At 67.0% G+C, this 17,788-nt stretch carries 17 protein-coding genes; 7 read left to right on the top strand and 10 right to left on the bottom strand.

What is annotated here, in order from left to right; all coding sequences use genetic code 11:
• Positions 1–10 precede the first annotated feature (10 nt).
• Together ACSVDM_RS10415 and ACSVDM_RS10410 are read left to right on the top strand one after the other, a co-directional pair.
• On the top strand, positions 11–997 hold the full coding sequence (locus ACSVDM_RS10415) for an AfsA-related hotdog domain-containing protein (protein ID WP_439264259.1): 987 nt from the start codon (positions 11–13) through the stop codon (positions 995–997).
• Positions 994–1,641 carry an HAD family hydrolase gene (locus ACSVDM_RS10410; protein ID WP_439264257.1) on the top strand — a complete coding sequence of 216 codons (648 nt, stop codon included), beginning with the start codon at positions 994–996 and terminating at the stop codon, positions 1,639–1,641. The genes ACSVDM_RS10415 and ACSVDM_RS10410 overlap by 4 nt, the downstream gene beginning before the upstream one ends.
• A gap of 320 nt (positions 1,642–1,961) precedes the next feature.
• Here ACSVDM_RS10410 and ACSVDM_RS10405 read toward each other — a convergent pair whose 3' ends face one another.
• Positions 1,962–3,452 (bottom strand): FAD-dependent monooxygenase, encoded by a 1,491-nt coding sequence (locus tag ACSVDM_RS10405; RefSeq protein WP_439264255.1) that lies wholly within the window; start codon positions 3,450–3,452, stop codon positions 1,962–1,964.
• 133 nt (positions 3,453–3,585) lie between these two features.
• Here ACSVDM_RS10405 and ACSVDM_RS10400 point away from each other — a divergent pair, with 133 nt between their 5' ends.
• Both ACSVDM_RS10400 and ACSVDM_RS10395 read left to right on the top strand, forming a co-directional pair.
• On the top strand, positions 3,586–4,872 hold the full coding sequence (locus tag ACSVDM_RS10400; RefSeq protein WP_439264254.1) for an MFS transporter: 1,287 nt from the start codon (positions 3,586–3,588) through the stop codon (positions 4,870–4,872).
• On the top strand, positions 4,869–6,080 hold the full coding sequence (locus tag ACSVDM_RS10395) for a cytochrome P450 (RefSeq protein WP_439264252.1): 1,212 nt from the start codon (positions 4,869–4,871) through the stop codon (positions 6,078–6,080). Before ACSVDM_RS10400 ends, ACSVDM_RS10395 begins: the two co-directional genes overlap by 4 nt.
• Here ACSVDM_RS10395 and ACSVDM_RS10390 read toward each other — a convergent pair.
• The 3 genes from ACSVDM_RS10390 to ACSVDM_RS10380 are packed head-to-tail and all read right to left on the bottom strand — an operon-like array spanning position 6,070 to position 9,064.
• Positions 6,070–6,408 (bottom strand): ArsR/SmtB family transcription factor, encoded by a 339-nt coding sequence (locus ACSVDM_RS10390; protein WP_225278416.1) that lies wholly within the window; start codon positions 6,406–6,408, stop codon positions 6,070–6,072. The two genes, ACSVDM_RS10395 and ACSVDM_RS10390, sit on opposite strands and share 11 nt — an antisense overlap.
• Before the next feature lie 44 nt (positions 6,409–6,452).
• The gene (locus tag ACSVDM_RS10385; RefSeq protein WP_439264249.1) at positions 6,453–8,510 is read right to left on the bottom strand and encodes a prolyl oligopeptidase family serine peptidase; all 2,058 of its coding nucleotides are present in this window, start codon (positions 8,508–8,510) and stop codon (positions 6,453–6,455) included.
• Between the two features lie 23 nt (positions 8,511–8,533).
• Positions 8,534–9,064 (bottom strand): AMIN-like domain-containing (lipo)protein, encoded by a 531-nt coding sequence (locus ACSVDM_RS10380; protein WP_439264247.1) that lies wholly within the window; start codon positions 9,062–9,064, stop codon positions 8,534–8,536.
• A 137-nt stretch (positions 9,065–9,201) separates the two neighbouring features.
• On the opposite strand from ACSVDM_RS10380, the gene ACSVDM_RS10375 reads away from it, so the two are divergent.
• Positions 9,202–10,167, top strand: coding sequence for a dipeptidase (locus tag ACSVDM_RS10375; RefSeq protein ID WP_439264245.1), 966 nt, complete (start codon positions 9,202–9,204; stop codon positions 10,165–10,167).
• 83 nt (positions 10,168–10,250) lie between these two features.
• Here ACSVDM_RS10375 and ACSVDM_RS10370 read toward each other — a convergent pair whose 3' ends face one another.
• The 3 genes from ACSVDM_RS10370 to ACSVDM_RS10360 all read right to left on the bottom strand — a co-directional run bounded on the left by ACSVDM_RS10370 (position 10,251) and on the right by ACSVDM_RS10360 (position 12,299).
• Positions 10,251–10,754: a hypothetical protein gene (locus ACSVDM_RS10370; RefSeq protein WP_439264243.1), complete on the bottom strand. Its 504-nt coding sequence runs from the start codon at positions 10,752–10,754 to the stop codon at positions 10,251–10,253.
• Between the two features lie 71 nt (positions 10,755–10,825).
• Complete coding sequence (locus tag ACSVDM_RS10365) at positions 10,826–11,089, bottom strand: hypothetical protein (protein WP_439264241.1); 264 nt, start codon at positions 11,087–11,089, stop codon at positions 10,826–10,828.
• Positions 11,090–11,291: 202 nt separating this feature from the next.
• Entirely contained in the window at positions 11,292–12,299 is a 1,008-nt protein-coding gene (locus ACSVDM_RS10360) for an NADP-dependent oxidoreductase (protein WP_439264239.1), read from the bottom strand.
• Between the two features lie 237 nt (positions 12,300–12,536).
• Here ACSVDM_RS10360 and ACSVDM_RS10355 point away from each other — a divergent pair, with 237 nt between their 5' ends.
• Positions 12,537–13,124 carry a dihydrofolate reductase family protein gene (locus tag ACSVDM_RS10355; protein ID WP_378666904.1) on the top strand — a complete coding sequence of 196 codons (588 nt, stop codon included), beginning with the start codon at positions 12,537–12,539 and terminating at the stop codon, positions 13,122–13,124.
• 51 nt (positions 13,125–13,175) lie between these two features.
• On the opposite strand, the gene ACSVDM_RS10350 is transcribed toward ACSVDM_RS10355, so the two are convergent.
• Together ACSVDM_RS10350 and ACSVDM_RS10345 are read right to left on the bottom strand one after the other, a co-directional pair.
• A complete protein-coding gene (locus tag ACSVDM_RS10350) occupies positions 13,176–13,880 on the bottom strand; it encodes a YczE/YyaS/YitT family protein (RefSeq protein WP_378666906.1) in 705 nt (234 codons plus the stop codon).
• A gap of 33 nt (positions 13,881–13,913) precedes the next feature.
• The gene (locus ACSVDM_RS10345; RefSeq protein WP_439264237.1) at positions 13,914–15,674 is read right to left on the bottom strand and encodes an adenine deaminase C-terminal domain-containing protein; all 1,761 of its coding nucleotides are present in this window, start codon (positions 15,672–15,674) and stop codon (positions 13,914–13,916) included.
• A 123-nt stretch (positions 15,675–15,797) separates the two neighbouring features.
• On the opposite strand from ACSVDM_RS10345, the gene ACSVDM_RS10340 reads away from it, so the two are divergent.
• Positions 15,798–16,787 (top strand): LysR family transcriptional regulator, encoded by a 990-nt coding sequence (locus ACSVDM_RS10340; protein ID WP_439264235.1) that lies wholly within the window; start codon positions 15,798–15,800, stop codon positions 16,785–16,787.
• Here ACSVDM_RS10340 and ACSVDM_RS10335 read toward each other — a convergent pair.
• Positions 16,692–17,717: an AraC family transcriptional regulator ligand-binding domain-containing protein gene (locus ACSVDM_RS10335; protein WP_439264233.1), complete on the bottom strand. Its 1,026-nt coding sequence runs from the start codon at positions 17,715–17,717 to the stop codon at positions 16,692–16,694. The two genes, ACSVDM_RS10340 and ACSVDM_RS10335, sit on opposite strands and share 96 nt — an antisense overlap.
• Between the last annotated feature and the right edge of the window lie 71 nt (positions 17,718–17,788).

The raw sequence follows: 17,788 nt of genomic DNA, 5'->3' as shown, positions 1-17,788 counted from the left end.
AGGCTCGATCATGACCGTCGCCACCCCCACCCTCACCTTCGACCGCAATATTCCGCGCGGACTCGTGCACCGCGAATCCATCGCCGAGGTATTCCTCACCGACGCCCAACCCACCCCCGACGGCGCGATCTTCGCCGCCCAGCTACCGCGCAACCATTCCTATTTCAGCGATCATCGCGGCACTGCCACCACCTATGACCCGCTGCTGCTGATCGAGGTGTTCCGTCAGGTCGCCATCTATTACGCGCATTCCTTCGTCGGTGTGGCGCGCTCGGAGAAATTCATCTTCGGGTCCGCCGACTTCACCATCGCCGACGCCGACACCCTGCGCATCGGCCAGTGCCCCGGGCACTGCGTCATCGAGGCGCGCGTGATCGCCGACAAACGACGCGACGACCAGGTCATCGGGCTCACCCTGGAAATGGTCGCCGAGATCGAGGGCCACGAGGCGGCCCGGGAGATCATGGTCTACCAGTGGATGCCCGCGCCGGTGTGGAACCGGATCCGGGTGCGTGGGCGCGAATCGCTCGGCCTGCCCGCCGAGCCGAGTATTCCGCCCCAGCCGCCGGTCGCCCGGATGCGCCCGGGCTCGGTGGGCAGGCACAACCCGCGCAACGCCATCCTCGCCAACCCGGTGCTCACCGGGGAGGAACTGACCGCGCTCACCATCATCGACACCGATCATCCGTCGCTGTTCGACCACGCCCTCGACCATGTGCCCGGCATGCTGCAGTTCGAGGCGGCCCGGCAGGTGGCGATGGCGGCCGCCAACGCCGTTCTCGGCCTGGACACCAGCCGGATGGTGATGCACCGGCTCGGCATCGAATTCACCAAATTCGGGGAATTCGAACGGGATACGATCGCCCGCGCCACCGTCACCGGTGACACCGACGGCGCCCGCGCCCGGGTGAGCCTCACCCAGGGCACCGATGTGATCGCCGCCGGTGACGTGGAACTGCGTTTCCGTCCCGCCGACATCAGGACGATGGTCCAGTGAGCGCGCCGTTCGTCTGGTTCGATTTCGGCGGCGTGCTCTCCCCACCGCTCGACGAGCTGTTCCAGCGCTACGAACAGGTGGCGGGCATCCCCGTCGACCTGTTCAAACACGCGATCGCCGAGGTGGGCGCCCAGTACGGGCTGGCACCCCTTGCCCCGATCGAACTGGCCCTGCTCGACGAACGCACCTGGGTGGCGAAGCTGCACGCGGTGCTCCGGGCCAAGGCACCCGAGCTCGACTTGTCGCGCAGTGAACCGGATTTCGGCAGACAGTGGTTCGCCGATCACGAGGTGAACCACGCCGTCCGCGATTTCGCCATCGAGCTGGCCGGCGAAGGGGTCCGGGTCGGTGTGCTGAGCAACAACGTCGTCGAATGGGAGCCGTACTGGCGCACCATGATCGACCTGGACGACCACCTCAGCGCCCTGGTCGATTCGTGCAAGGTCGGCTTCCGCAAACCTGACCCGGAGATCTTCGCCCTCGCCGCGGAGACCGCCGGGGTCGCCCCGCAGGACAGCCTGCTCGTCGACGACCTCGCCGAAAACTGCGCGGCGGCAAGGGAAGCCGGGTGGACCGCTGTGCAGTACCGCGACGCCGACCAAGCCATCGCCGATGTGCGTAGGGCCTTGCGCGAGGCCCGATGATGCGACGGCCTCCCCATCGCCCGGCTGAAAGCTGTGCACACAGACACCTGGTAGCCACAACCACGGCCCGCGATCCGATCCTGCGCACGAGCGCTGAAGGCTCGAGCGGCCCGGTCCAGTGGTCTGTTCAGCACGAAGGCGCATGCGGTGGGGCGGGGCCGGTTCGGTGGTTGTTCCGGTGGGGTGGCACATGGGGTGGGGCCGGCGCGGCTCGGCGGTCGGGCCGGTGCGGCGGCGCGCAAGGTGCGGAAGGTGTTCGCCCCGGGTCGGCATGGCGTGGCAGCGGGTTCGTCCCGGCCGGTCTCGACTCGGTGGCCCGCTCACAAGGTGGACGCGAGGTAGCCGTCGGGGCGGATCACAGCCGAGGTCCACGGCTGGTCGGGTGTCACCTTGCCGGTGACGACCAGTGCGTCGTCGGGAGCGTCGGGGACGGGAGTGTGTTCGTCGGGACGGATCGCGACGAACCGGCCCGCGTGCAGCAGTTCCGCGAGAGTGCTCCCCCGCCCGTCGTTTTCGGTGAGGACGAGGTCGTGCTGGAATCCGGGCTGGAACTGGCCGCTGATGAGGTGGGCGATCCCGTCGTGCACAGCGGGCACGGCGAGCATGGCCAGCACGGCGTCGCGGACCTGCGGGTTCGCGGGATCCATCATCCGGGATTGCAGCACGGTGTTGCCGACGATCGCGGCGGCGTGGGCGACGCGTTCGCGGGAGTAGTCGGCCAGGACGGTGGGTCGCGCGCGTCCGGTGAGGACGCGGGCGAGCCGCCAGCCGAGGGCGAAGGCGTCCTGCATGCCGGAGTTGAGTCCTTGGCCGCCGAGCGGGTAGTGGCTGTGGGCGGCGTCGCCTGCCAGCAGCAACCGCCCGTCCCACATGCTGGTGCGGTAGCGGCCGTGGTCGCTGAACCGGGTGAGGTGGCTGACCCGGCTCAACGCGGGCTCGGCACCGAGTACGTAGGCGAGGCGTTCCCGGTACTCCGCTTCGGTCGGTTCGGGGCGGTGCTCGAGAGGTCCGCTGAAATCCATCGCGATGATGCGAGCCTGGCCGCCCAGGTTCGGGTTGTGCATCGTCCAGCCGGTCGGCGTCGGATTCCAGCCCGGCGGAATCTCGCCGGGCATATCCGAAACCGCGAGTCCAGCAATGGCATTCATCGTGGCCGGGTACACCTCGGCGGGGAAGTTCCCCGTGCGTGCGACAAGACTGCGCGCACCATCCGCACCGACCACGTACTTCGCTCGAATCCGCAGCCCGGCGGCGCCCCGCGCGCTGCCTTCGGTCGTGGTCTGAGCGCTGCCGCCCTGCGTGCGATCCTTGGTCGCGGCGTGGCCGCCGTCGACAGCCGCCCGTTCGTCGAGGTGCGCGTCGACCTGGGCGGTGACCTCGTGTTCTCCGATCTCCAATCGGATAACACTGTGCCCCCGCAAGATCCGAACGCCCAGCGATCGCGCCCGATCCTCGAACGCCGCCTCCAACCTGGCCTGCGGGATCCCCGCGATCGGTGCGGGCTCCACGCTCGGCGCGCTCAGCGTGAGCACCGGTTGCGCCGCGAACTGGAACCGGGTCCGGTGCACGCCCACCGGATTCCGGGCGATGGCCTCGGGCGGGACCGACGGGATATACCCGCGACGGGCCAGCAGCGACAGTGTGCGGGCGTGCACGGTCCCGGCGCGCGGACGCAGGTCGAGCTCCGTGCGCGACTCCACGACAACCACGTTCACCTGCTGCAAGGCCAGCTCCGCGGCGACGAGCATGCCCACCGGACCGCCGCCGACCACCAGGACATCGGTCTCGATCGCGTGCGGTTCGGTGCTCATCGGCTGCTCCTGGGGCGGGTAAGCCGCATCCGCGACTTCCGGTTGTACGAGAACTGTCGTAGCTACTAATATCATCGTACCTACCGATCGGGTAGTACCTAATTCGCGTACCGGAGCCCACCGAGGGAGATCCATGTCGACCGCAACCGAAACTCAAGCTCCACCCAGCCCCGCCACGCTGCCCGTCGTTCTCGCCGCGCAGTTCGTCACTCCGATGGCGATCGCGGGCACCGCCATCGCGCTACCGCTCATCTCCCGTGATCTCGGCTCGAATCCCACTGCGCTGCAATGGGTCGTCAACGGGTTCAATATCGCCTTCGCGCTCACCACTCTGCTGTGGGGTGCGGTCAGCGACCGGATCGGGCACCGCCGCACCTTCGGGATCGGCGCCGCGCTGGTGGTCGTCGGCAGTGTCGGCAGCGTCGTCGCACCCGCGCTGATCGTGCTCGACCTCGCCCGGGTCATCGCAGGCGTCGGCGCGGCGGCCATCCTCACCGGATCCACCGCACTGCTGTCCAGCGCTTACGAAGGCGCCCGCCGCACAAAGGCCTTCGCGATCTTCGGCACGGTCAACGGCCTCGGCCTCGCCCTCGGTCCCACCATCTCCGGCCTGCTCATCGCGGTGGTCGATTGGCGGGGAGTGTTCGTGGTGCACGCGGTGATCCTCGCGGCCGCCGGCCTCGGGACGCGCCTGCTGCCCGCCGCCGAACCGAGCACCGCCGAGCACGGCCCGATCCTGGACCTCGGGCTCCTGCGCAATCGCGAATTCCTGGCGATGTGCCTGGTTCCGGTGGCCGGGTCGATCGGTTTCGTCACCTTGCTCACCTACCTGCCCTCGGCGCTGAGCGGCATCACCGACCTGTCACCCGGGTCCTCCGGGCTGCTGATGCTCGCGATGACCATTCCCGTGTTCATCGCGCCGGTGGCCATCGGTCACCTGGTCACCCGGTTCCCGGCGCTCACCATCGGCCGGGTCGTCTACCTCAGCCTCGCGGCGCTGATTCTCGGCAATATCGGCGTGCTCGCGCTGGACGAGGGCCGCTCGGTGCTGTGGATTGTCGTACCGATGGTGCTGCTCGGCCTCGGTTTCGGGCTGCCCATCGGTCTCGTCGACGGGCACGCGCTGTCGGTCGTTCCCCCCGAACGCGGTGGGACGGCGGCCGGTGTCCTGAACTTCTTCCGCATCGGGAGCGAGGCCGTGTTCGTCGCGGGCTACGCGATCGTACTGTCCGCGGTGGTCGGCAGGCAGCTCAGCGGAGCCGCCGCGCACGACACCGCCGCGGGCCAGTTCGGTCACCCCGACGTCTACCGCACCGCGTTCACCACCACCGTCGGCGTGCTCATCGCCCTGCTCGTCGCACTCACCCTCGCCATCATCGTGGTCCGCCGTCAGGCGCGCCCGGAAGGAGTCACCTCATGACACACGCCATCGACGCCGTCCGGGTCGATCTCGACGGCCTCGCGAACATCAGTCCGCCGACCATGATCGAGCCGGTGGCCGAGCGCTCGCGCGGCGGGTTACCGCAGGTCGTGCTGCCCAGCGGCCACACCGTCGTCCACGTGACCAGCTACCGCGACGTGCACGCGGTGCTCACCGACCTGAGCTTCGCCCGCGCGGAGACCAATGTCGAGGACGGGCCGACCTTCCTGCCGACGATCATGCCGACGGAGATGCTGCTCAACCTCGATCACCCCGGGCACGGCAGGCTCAAGGGATTCGTCGCCTCGGCCTACAGCGCCGCGACGATCGCCCGCCGCGCACCCGCGGTGCAGCGCGTCCTTGACGGAACGGTCGCGGAATTGCGGGCCCAGAATGCCAGTGGCACAGCCGATCTCGTGCAGACGCTGCTGGACCCGGTGACCATCGGCGTGAACGTGGACTACCTCGGTATCCCGACCGCCGACATCGCCTACTTCCGGCACCTCTCGCGGAAGATGCAACTGGCCCACGACACCGACGTCCCCGCCCTGCTCGCCGAGTTCTGGACCCTTTACCACTACATCGAAGACCTGGTGGCCCGGCGCCGCGACCTCGAACCGGGCCTCATCCTCGACCTGCTCGACGCCCGCGATTCGGTCTCACCCCCGGTCACCGACGCCGAGTACGCGGCGATCCTGCTCGGCTCGATCGTCGGCGGCGATCAGAACATCCTGTCCGTCATCACCAAGATCGCCTACGTGGCCCTGGCCCGGCCCGAACTGTGGGACCACCTGGTGCGCAACCCCGACACCATCCCCACGGCGATCGAGGAATTCCTGCGACTGCTGCCACTGGGGCGCATCTCCACCTTCCCTCGGGTCACCACCAGGGAGATCGCACTGTCACAGGGCGTGCTCCACCCCGGCGACATCGTGTACGCCGACGCCCACTCGGCCAACCGCGACCCCGACGTGTACCCGGACCCGTCGGTGCTCGACCTCGGTCGCGACGGGAAACGGCACCTGCAATTCGGGTACGGCATGCATCACTGCATGGGCGCGGCACTGGCCCGGATGGAGATCATCGAGGTGATCCGGCGGCTCGTCACCGAGTTCCCCACCCTCCGGCTGGCCGTGCCGGAAAACGAGATCGTCTGGGAGACAGGGGTTCTCGTGCACCGGCCGGTGTCACTGCCGGTCAGCTGGTAGCCGGGGCGGCCGGATGGCGGTCCGCTGCGAGGATCGCGGCGAGCAGACCCGGAAACGCGGTTTCCATGTCGTCGCGCCGCAGCTTCGTCATCCGGCCGTTGCCCACATCGCGCTGCCAGATCAGCCCGGCCTTGCGCAGCACCCGGAAATGATGGGTGCGGGTGGACGGCGCCCAGGGCATCCCGAACACGCTGCAGAACTGTTCGGCGCCCTCGGGCTCGGCGTAGAGCTGGGCGATCACGCTGCGCCGGTTGTCGTCGGCGAGAGCGGCGAGCACGGTCGACAGGTCGAACTCCTCGATATCGGGATGACCATCGGCATCGGCCACGATGCACTCCTTCCGCTCGAACCTACGACAACCATAGTACCTATCTAGCGCCCGCGACCCTCCATCAGCATCTGCGTGAAGAACTCGTACACCAGCGCCGACAGGTACGCGGACTGCTTGTTGTCGGCCGCGCCGCCGTGCCCACCCTCGATGTTCTCGTAGTACCAGACGGTGCGGTCCTGGGACTCCAACAGCGCGGCCATCTTTCGCGCGTGCCCGGGGTGGACCCGGTCGTCGCGGGTGGAGGTGGCGAGCAGGATCGGCGGGTACTGCTTGTCGGGGTCGGTGTTCTGATACGGCGAGTACTCACTGATGAACGCCCACTCCTCGGGCTTGTCCGGGTCGCCGTACTCCGCGATCCAGGAGGCGCCCGCCAGCAGCAGGTGGTAGCGCTTCATGTCCAGCAGCGGCACCTGGCACACGATGGCACCGAACAGCTCCGGGTAGCGGGTGAGCATCACGCCCATCAGCAGACCGCCGTTGCTGCCGCCGATCGCACCGAGCCGGTCGGCGGTGGTGATGCCACGAGTCACCAGGTCGCGCGCCACGGCGGCGAAGTCCTCGAAGGCGCGGTGGCGGTGCTCTTTCAGTGCGGCCGTGTGCCATTCGGGGCCGTACTCGCCGCCGCCACGGATATTGGCGAGCACGTAGGTGCCGCCCTTCTCGAGCCAGCCCATGCCTGCCGAGCCCAGATACACCGGGGTTCTGGAGACTTCGAAGCCGCCGTAGCCGTTCATGATCGTCGGGCCGGGGGTGCCGCGGCGGTCGCGGTGGCGAATCACGAAGTAGGGGACGGCGGTTCCGCCGTCGGAGGTGGCAAAGAACTGCTCGGTTTCGATGCCGTCGGCGTCGAAGTACGCGGGTGCCTGCTTCAGCAGCGCGGGAGTTTCGCCGACCGCGCTGTTCAGGAGGGTGGTCGGGGTGGTGAAACCGGTGGTGGTGAGCATGAATTCGTCGCCACCTTCCAGCGGGTCGAGATTGCTCACGGAGGTGCTCGACATGGCGGGGGTATCGGGGAGGTCCGCGCTCGCCCAGCCGTCGGGGCCCGGGGTGAGGACGCGCAGGCCCGTCTGCACATCGCGCAGAGTGGTGAGGATCAGGTGGTTCTCGGTCCAGCCCCACGATTCCAGCGAGGTGTGCGGATCGGGGGCGAACAGTACCTCGAATTGCCCTTCACCCGCGAGGAAGTCATTGATATCGGTGACCAGCAAGCTGCCCGCCGGGAAGGTGGTGTCGGCGGGGGCCCACTCGGTCTTCAACCGCACCAGCAGCCAGTCGCGGTACCAGTCGACGTCGGCGTCGGTCGGTGTTTCCACCAGTCGCCATTCACCGTCGATGAGCAGGGAGACCTCGGAATTGAAGAAGTCCGTCGATCGATGCAGGTAGTGCCGTTCGTAGCCGGGGTGCCTGTCGTATCCGGCGCCGATCGACACATCACTCGGCTTGCCCTCGAAAACCGTTTCGGCGGCGGATAGCTCGGTGCCGCGCCGCCATCGCTTCGCGATGCGGGGGTAGCCCGAATCGGTGAGTGACCCAGGTCCGAAATCGGTGCCCACGTAGACGGTGTCGGCGTCGATCCAGCCGACCCGTGACTTTGCCTCGGGCAGAAAGAACCCGCCGTCCTCAGGGGCGATGAATTCTGGTGTGGTCATGTCGAATTCGCGTTCGACCGTAGCATCGGCACCACCGCGCGACAGGTGGACGATGGCGCGTTCCTGCGAAGGCCGAAGCACCGCGGCACCACCCCACACCCAGTTCTCCCCATCGGCCTCGGCGAGCGCGTCGACATCGATCAGCACATCCCACTCGGGATTCTCGCCGGCATACGACTCGAAGGTCGTCCGCCGCCACAGCCCGCGCGGGTGCTCGGCGTCGCGCCAGAAGTTGTACAGCCACGGTCCGCGCCGCGCGGGATAGGCAATCTTGGTGTCGTCGTCGAGCATCGCGAGGATGCGCTGCTCGAGGTCGGCGAACCGTTCGGTGTTCGCGAATCGGTCCGCGACCACCTCGTTGCGGGCACGGGCCCAGTCCAGCGCCGGTTCGGCGGTCACGTCTTCGAGCCAGAGGTAGGGATCGGTCACATTCTGCTCAACGCCGCTCATCCCCACATTGTTGCCGACCCGGCTCACCAATAGTGCGCGACGTCTATCACCACGCGGGATGGGCCTTCGAGGGTGAACACCCGGAACGGCAGCCGGGCGCGTACGCCGAGCCCGAGGGTGGTCTGGCCCTCGAACGAGCCGGCCCAGGCGACCTGACGGAAGGTCTGGTAGCCGTTCACGTTCACCAGGTCGCTGCGGTTACCCGGCAGGTAGGTGCTCGCGCCCGCGTCGTCGTGGGCGGGCGCCAGCACCGTGACCTGCAGGAACGCGCCACCGCGCAGCGGGACGCCCGCACCGGAACCATCCTGGGTGACGGTGCCGACGTAGCCCACCCGGTAACCGGACACCGGCCCGGCGAGATCAACGACGAGACGGTCGTAGCAATCGTGGCGGCCCGCGCGCACATCGCGCACGACACCCGACGAGTAGTTCGGACTCGACTTGTCGAGCGAGCCCCACGCGAGACCGCAGTAGGAGGGGGTCGCCGCGGCGGGCAGTGTCGACAGGCCGACAGCCGCCGCGAGACAAGCGAGCAGGACGAGGAAGCGACGCATGTCGCACCGCCTTCGAGCAAAGGGACGCAGTACTGATTAATCGGACGAATCAGACATCGCGTTAGCGTCGGTCCGGTGCCGATAGCGTTGCGAAACGTAGGATCGCAGGTCACGGATAACGATGGGGAGGTGTGTCCATGCTCTGGGAGCAGCATTGCTGTCTGCCGTTGTTGCCCACGGCGCGGGTCGCGGATCTGGCGCGCTACCCGCTCGGGTCGTATCTGTCGGTGAATGTCGGGTACTCGGGGGAGACCAAGGCCGACTCGCTCGCCCTGCTGCGATTGTTCCGCGAGCAGGCCGCCGCCGACCCACGGTTCCGGCTGGTCGATCGGGTGAGTGATATCGGTGCGCCCGAAGTGATTTCACTGGCCTTCGACCTGGAGGATTCCGCGCCGCTCGACGGTGACCTCGACAACGTCACGGTGTTCTACGAACTCGGCGTGCGCTCCCTGCTGCCCACCTACAACCACGCCAACGCGGCCGGCTGCGGCTGCCTCGACACGGTCGACACCGGCCTCACCGCGTACGGAAAAGACCTGGTGCGCAAGCTGAACGAGGTCGGCATGTTCGTCGACGGCTCGCACTGCTCCCGCCGCACCGGCCTCGACCTGGCCACCCACACCGCCGCCCCGATGATCTACTCCCACTCCAATTTCGCCGCCCTGTGGGCACATCCGCGCAATATCACCGACGACCAGGCTCGCGCCTGTGCCGCGACGGGCGGGGTGATCGGCATCAACGGTGTCGGCATCTTCCTCGGTGAGAACGCCCCCGAAGCGCGAGCCGAGCGCCTCGCCGCCATGGCCGACCACATCCGCTACGGCGTCGACCTGGTCGGCATCGACCACATCGGCATCGGCTCCGACTACTCCTTCGACGGCGACCAGTTCAACGCCGAGATCCACGAGAACCCCGCCGCCTTCTCCGCGGACTACACCGCCTGGGGCCCCTTGCAGTGGACCCCACCCGAAGACCTCCTCGGCGAAACCCCCGGCATCCCCAGCCTCGACGACCTCCTCACCGACCGTGGCTTCACCCCCACCGAACGCACCGCCCTCTTCGGCGGCAACTTCACCCGCGTAGCCACCCATGTCTGGCGCTGACCGGCATCGTCGCCGAGCGTGGCGACCCGGGCGCTCGCGCGCAATCCGCCACCACGGCCGCCGAGGTCATGCGGAGTCCGCAGTCAATCTTTGAAGTGTCGACTCCCGCCGGGCACGGGCGGCGCACCGGGTTCACGAAAGGTCAAGCGTGGCGGCTTGTAGATGCGGGATACATACGCGTAGCGCATATCTCGTCCGCCCGGACGGGACACGACTCCATACTTGGCCGGATCACCGGCGAACCAGATCTCGCGAGTGCCGTGGTTGACCAGTTTTCCCCGGTCCCACGCCCACGTGCTGAGCAGGAGGGTGCTCACTGTTTCACCGTGCGGGCCGAGCAGGTCCACCCACTCGTAGCGGGTACCGGACACGTACCGGATCCGCCATACAGTCCACGGGTTCCGCAGGGCTTTGCGGCGGCGCCGATTGATCCACAGGAAGCACCCACCGAACATCGTCCCGAAGATGAAGTACTGCCCGACCAAGGCCGCCACATCCATACCTTCGTTGATCATTACGACGGTCAGTGGTGCGGTGGCCAGCGCGGTGAGTAGCAACGGCCACCGAATCCACCAGTTACGGCGCATAGCTCGCCTGGTCGGTGGAAACTGCCGAGCCGGTCCGGGCGGCGGTGGAACGTCCACGGCGGGTGGCCGGTTCACAGGTCGAGACTCGGGGTCGTCGAGGAGGCTACGAATTCCAGGCTGGCCGTGGTGATCGCGGCCTCGATGTTCCGTTCGATACCGAATTCCCAGCTGCGCTGAAAATTCGCGGCGGCGTCGTTCAGGCCGGTGGTGCCGATATCGCCGTCGCCCGCACTCTCCAGGGCCTTCATCGCATCACCGAGTACTTGTTCGGAGTTCTTCAGTGACTGCACCGTGCTCGCGAGCACGTCGATAGGCACCTGGAAGTATCCGGCCATTTCCCCCTCCCCATCCGATGTCTCGCAGCACGATATAGCCGGTCGGGGAACCCGGCAAACCTCGAGCCGCCCGGCGCCTTCGCCGCGGACTTCACCCGCGTAGCCACCCAGGTCTGGCGCTGACGTGGACATTCGATCACCACGCTCTGGTGGTGGACGGCACTCGGACGATGCCGCCACCAGAGCGTGGGGATCTTGGTCCTCACGCGAGATGGACGAGCATTTTGCCGGTGTTGGCGCCGGTGAGGACGCCGAGGAGGGCGGCGGGGGCTTGGTCGAGGCCCTCGTAGGTGGTTTCGGCGGTGTGGAGGGTGCCGTCGGCGAGCCAGGCGGCGGCCTTCGGGATGTACTCGGCGAAGAGGGGGAGGTAGCTGGTCACGAGCATGCCGCGCAGGGTGAGTTCCTTGGTCGCCGCGAGGTAGAGGCCGGGGGTGGAATGGGTGGGTGCGCCGTTGTAGCCGCTGATGGCGCCGACCAGGGCGATGCGGCCGTGCTGGTTGAGGGCCTCGATCGCGACCTTCAGGTGTTCACCACCCACGCTGTCGAGGTACACGTCGATGCCGTCCGGTGCGGCTTCGGCGAGCTGTCCGGCGAGGTCACCGGCGCGGTAGTCGATCGCCACGTCGAAACCGAACTCCTCGAGCACCTTTCGCGTTTTGACCGGGCCGCCCGCCGAACCGATCACGCGTTTCGCACCGAGGGCCTTGGCGATCTGGCCCGCCACACTGCCGACCGCGCCCGCGGCCGCCGAGATGAACACCGTGTCGCCCGGTTCCACCTTCGCCACCTCGGTCAGGGCGGCGTAGGCGGTGAGGCCGGTGGTGCCGAGAGCGCCGAGGAAATGCTGTGGGGCAGCGAGTTCGGGGTCGATGGGAGTGGCCGATGCCGCATCGACGACGGAGTGTTCGCGCCATCCGGCGAAGTGCGTCACCGTGGTGCCGACCGTGATCTCCGCTTTCGACGCGATCACCTCACCGACCGCCGAACCTTCCAGTGCCGCACCGATTTCGAACGGCGCGATATAGGACGGCTTGTCGTCCATCCGGCCGCGCATGTACGGGTCGACCGACATCCAGGTGTTGCGCACCAGGATCTGGCCGTCGGCGAGTTCGGGCAGCTCCCGCTCCACCAGGGCGAAATCGGTGGCGACCGGTGCACCGTCCGGGCGGGCGGCGAGATGGATTTCGCGGGTATGCGTCGGAATGGTCATGATCTAGCCTTCTTTCGAGGTCAGCCGGTGTTTTCTGACCGGTGAAGACCACGTTATGGCGGTCCGATCGCCGTTCCCAGGTCCGCGCGCGCCACTACCCGGTCCTTACACGCCATGACCAGACAGGCCGGGTGCCATGGTCGCCACACCTGGCGAGCGAAAGGATTTCGCACCGATGAGTTCCGTACGCACGGCGCGTCTATATCGATGACAACCGATTCGCCAGGAGGCGCGAGCATGGGCAAAGTATTCACGCATATGACGATGTCGCTGGACGGATTCGTCGCCGACCCCGACGACGGGATCGGCGAACTGTTCGAGTGGTACGAGGGCGGCGAGGTGACCGTGCCGAGCGCGAGCAGCGAGCGGTCGCTGCAGGTCGACGAGGCAGGCGCACAGGTGCTGCACGAGTGGATCGACAACACGGGCGCCCTCATCGCGGGCCGCCGTCTGTTCGACATGACCAACGGTTGGGGCGACAAGCACCCGGTGGGCGCGCCCGTTGTCGTCGTCACCCATCACGCCCCGGACGACGCCGCGCAGCGCTGGCCGAACACCACCTTCGTCGGCGATGTGGCCGCCGCCGTCACCGAGGCCAAGCGGATCGCGGGCGACAAGAACGTCACCATCGCCAGCTCGACAATCATCCAGCAGGCCCTCGACCTCGGCCTGGTCGACGAGGTGTGCGTGAGCCTCGTGCCGGTGCTGTTCGGCGAGGGCGTCTCCTACTTCGGCAAGCTCGCGAAAGGACACCTGCTGCTCGACGACCCGGTCGTCGTCCCGGGCCGCCGCGCCACCCACCTGAGCTACAAGGTCCGCCGCTGAACGACCACTGCCCGGCCCCTGTGCGACAGGACCGGGCGGTGGCGATTCGGGCTAGTCGGCCACGGGCGCCGGCACGAACTGCGCGGGCCGCTTTCGGGCCGCGAACTTCTCGTACAGGAAGAAATATCCCTTCACGTATTGCCCCACGAGAATCGCGTTGATGATCGTCCCTTCGCGAATGAAATGCGGTGCGCCGAGGAACACGAGCCCGATGCCCGCCGAAAGCGCGAGCAGGGTGCAGTCGAAGACCGTCTTGATATTGCCCCATTTGCGGCCGGTCATCTGCTGGATGGTGTTCACGAACAGATCGATCGGCATCAGGATCAGGTTCGCGCGGATCATCAGGAACAGGCCGAGCGCCAGCATCGCATCGGCGAAGACCAGCAGGACCAGATTGGCCGTGTACGGCTCGAGATGGATCCACTCGGTGAGCCACAGGTTGAGATCGAGGAGCAGGGCCAGGACCAGCGCCGGGATCATCGAGAGCAGATAACTCGCCTTGAAGGCCTTCGGGCGGACCAGGAAGGTCAGCACGAGCATGATGACCTCGAGGATGAGGTTGTAATTACCCTGACTCAACGGTGTGAAGACCAGCGTCATGGTGCGGGTGAGACTGCTCTGTGGGGAAATGCCGATCGCCGCCCTGATGGCCAGGCTGAGACCGAGGGTGAGGATGTATATCCCGGCCACGTAGGTGATCCAGCGGCGCACCTTGTTCCCGTTGTCGATGACTGCCGCGTCTTTGTCGTGTTGCATAACGGTGGATCCCTTGCTCTGCGGTAGCCGAGGCTATTTCATGAAGCCGAAGCGGTCGAGCGAGATGAACAGCGTCAGCAGTTTGTTGACCACCGGCTCACCTTCGTTCTTGTTGCCGAGAACGGCCAAAGCGTTGTCGATCGTGCGGGTGGCCTCGACGAGTTCGGCGAGATCCATATCGGCCATCACGCCGTAGAAGTCGAGCGGCAGCACAGCTTTCACCGCGCCGCCCTCGGTGACGACGCAACCGCCGACGAGACCGTCCAGGTGCCCGAGGCTGCCGCACATCTCGGCGCTGTCGGCACCGACGACCACGAAATAGGCCTTCGGTGCGGGCCAGAACGTGGCGACCGCGCCGCCCTCGATCGAGACGCCTTTGAACAAACCGTTCACGATGTGCCGCTCCCCATCGGCATAGCGCTGCACGACGGAGATCCGGTTGAGCCGCACACCCTCGTGCTCGGGCACTATCGAACCGTCGCGCACAGGAACCCAGACTTCCTGGGCAAACTTGAGATGCCCCCGTCCGTAAACGTCGAAGAGCAGGACTTTCGCCTGCGTGCCGTCGTCGGAGACCTCGAGCGGTGTGAGGTCGAGCTGCTCGGGACGCAGGTCGTCGAGACCGGGACGCGGTTGCTTGGCGAGCACCGAATAGTCGATGCGGACCGGATCGAGCAGCCGGCGGTCCTTCGCCACCAACTTGCCGCCCTTGAAGACATAGCGCGGATTGATGCGCGAAAGGCTGTCGGTGAGCACGATGTCGGCGAACCGACCCGGACTCAGCGAACCGAGATCGCGATCCTTGTGGAAGGAACGCGCGGCATACAGGGTGCCCATCTTGATCGCCTGAATCGGCGGCATCCCCATTTCGACGGCCAGCGAGATCACCCAGTCGATATGGCCCTGCCGCAACACCCGGTCCACCGAGATATTGTCGGCGCAGAGCTGGAAATTCTCGGCGGGCCAGCGACGTTTGACGATGGCGCGCAACATGGTTCGAATAACCTCCGGACTGCCGACCCCGAATTTGATCTGGGTGTTCAGGCCGTAGCGGATGCTCTTCTCGATATCGTCCTCGTTCCACACATCGTGGTTGTTGTCGACGCCGATGGCGGGCATGTAATTCAGCAGGGTGTCCGACAGTGCCGTCACGCCCCAGTGGCAGTTCACGAACCCCGCGTTCGCCCAGCCGAGCGCGGACTTGCGGAAGTCCTCGGCATTGCCGGTCATATACGACAGGTGGGCGAGTTCACCCAGGCCGATGACCGGATCCATCTCCAGCATCGCCTCGGTGACTTCCGCCGGGGACTTCTTCCCCGGTGCGAACGCGTAGAGCCGGTACGGGAGCTTGTCGTGGTCGGCGAATAGTGCCCGTGCCGCGTCGACGGCCTCCTTGCCGGCCGCACTGGCGAAGTCGAGCGTCTCCCCGAAAACCGTCGTGGTTCCGCTCGGCACGATAGCCTCACCGAACGCGGCCGGATGGGCGAGCTGGGACTCGAAGTGCAGATGCACATCGATCAGGCCCGGGATCGCGTAAAGCCCACCGCCGTCGAAGGATTCGCGGTACCGAATGGTGTCGTCGGGATTCAGCGCGATGATGCGTTCGCCGTGCACCAGCAGCGAACCGGGATAAACGGTTTCGCTGTGCACGTCGAGTATGTGCAGATTGTGGAGCAGCAGATCGGCTTCCCGCCTGCCCTCCAGGATGTCGAAAATCGTTCGGACATGGTTTTCCTGATCGGCGACCGCGGCGGATCCGGTGAAGGAGTCGGTTGTCGAATTCGATTGGGGCATCGGCGTCCTCATCTCGATATGTGTGCCTGTATTGATTGGACGCGACCGGCACTGTTGCCCACAAGCATTCGTTTTCGCACGAGGTGTACTCAATTCTCGTACACTCTGCCGAGGAGGTGCGTGATGCTCCATTCACGATTGCTGCACTACATCGACGAGGTAGCACGGCTCGGGTCGATTCGTGCGGCAGGCGCCCGGCTGCACGTCGCGCCCTCGGCGATCAACCGGCAGATCCTGCTGCTCGAGGCGGAGCTGGAACAGCCGCTGTTCGAGCGGTTGCCTCGCGGTATGCGCCTCACCCCGGCCGGCGAGGCGCTGGTCGCCCATATCCGGCAGACGCTGCGCCAATACCGGGAAACGGTCACCGATATCCGGGACCTGCGCGCCCTCGGCAGCGGCGAGGTGGTCATCGCCACCATGACGGGCCTGGCCAGCAGCGTCGTCGCCACCGCCGCCGCGAGCTTCCGGGCTCGGCATCCGCAGATCCGGATCTCGATCCGCACCATGTCGACCCTCGACATCGTCGGGGCCATCGAGAACAGCGAGGCCGACCTCGGCCTCGGCTTCAATATCCCGGCCTCGGCCCAGCTGGAAGTCTGCTGGCAGATGAACACCCGGCTGGGAGTTGTTGTCTCACCGCATCATCCGCTCGCACCGATGGACACTGTTCCGCTCGCCCAGTGCACGCCGTTTCCGCTGATCTTCGCCGACCGTTCCATGGTGATCCACGGCATCGTCGCCGAAGCCTTCACCAATGCGGGACTCGATATCCAGCCGGCCTTCCACACCAATTCCATCGAAACGATGAAGCGGCTCGCCATGTCCGGAGACGCCATCGCCTTCCTCAGCGAATTCGACATCGCCGAAGAACTCCGCGACGGGCGGCTGCTCTTCCGTCAAGTCCGAGACGCGTTCAGCCTCAACATCATCTCCCTCGTGCGCCGGGAGAAACACGCACACGGTCTGGCCGGTTTTCTGCTCGCCGACGAGATCGGGAAGACCTTGCGGCCGGGGGCGTCAGCGCGCGAGGGTGGGCGGGGTCCCGGTCCAGCGGTGGAAGGCCTTGCGGAGGGCGCGGTCGTCGGTGAAGGCCAAATGGCGGGCGATGGTTGAGGTGGTGAGGCCCTGGGAGAGCAGGGTTTTCGCGCGCTCGTAGCGCAGGCGGTCCAGTTCGTCGCGCCAAGTGGTGCCCTGGTCGGCGAGGTGGCGTTGCAGGGAGCGTTCGCTCATGGCCAGGGCCTTCGCGACGCGGGCGAGGGTGGGGTCGGCGGCGTCGAGGGCGGACGCGAGGGCAATGCGGAACGCGTCGAGGGGGTCGGCGACGGTGCGTGCGGACGCGAGGACGAGGTCGGCGTGGCTGCGCATCAGGTCGGCGAGCATCGGGTCGGCGCGGGGGAGCGGGGCGTTGGCATCGTCGGCGCGGAACGTGATCGAGTCGGCCTCGGCACCGAATTCGATGGTGCGCGTGCCGAATACGTCGATCAGGTGGTGGCGGTCCGGTGGCGCCGGATGCCCGAAGGTCACCTTCGTCGGAACAAGCGGGCGGCCGGTCGCCTCGCGGGCGCGGCGCAGGTAGTACGCCAGCACGTATTCGTTGACCGTCGACGCGACCGCCGGGTCGCTCGCCGACGTGCGATAGCCGATGGTGAGATCGGCCTCGCCGGACAGGTCGAAACCCTCGGCGGCCGCGGTGACCAGACGGTGGTACGGCTGGGCGGCACGCAACGAATCCGCCAGTGTCGCACCGGTTGTCACCAGGTAGTCCCAGGTGTTCAAGGTGCCGAGCGGTGCGGCCTCGGCTACCGCGATGCCCGCGCCTGGCCGCGCGATCAACTCCCACAACCTGAGCAGCGAACTCATCGGCAGCCGGTTCAGCTCACCACGCAGCACCATGTCGTCGGTGCCCGGTACGCGCGCCAGCTGTTCCTCGGCCACCCCGAGCTTCCGTGCCGACTGAACCAGCAGGCGCACCAGGTGGACCGAAACGGTGCCGTCGACCCGGCTGCCGATCTCCGCTCGGCCCCCTGATCCCGCGCCGCTCACCCCGCCGACAGTACCGTTCGGTCCGCCTCGGTCGAGGTCGGGCGAGCGCATCTCAGGCGAAGTGGGGGACG

Origin of the sequence: Nocardia sp. JW2 (genome assembly GCF_051843015.1) — a bacterium.
In the GTDB taxonomy this organism is placed as follows: domain Bacteria; phylum Actinomycetota; class Actinomycetes; order Mycobacteriales; family Mycobacteriaceae; genus Nocardia; species Nocardia coubleae.
Note: the sequence above shows the minus strand (reverse complement) of the source record. Positions and strands in the feature narration are given on the sequence as shown.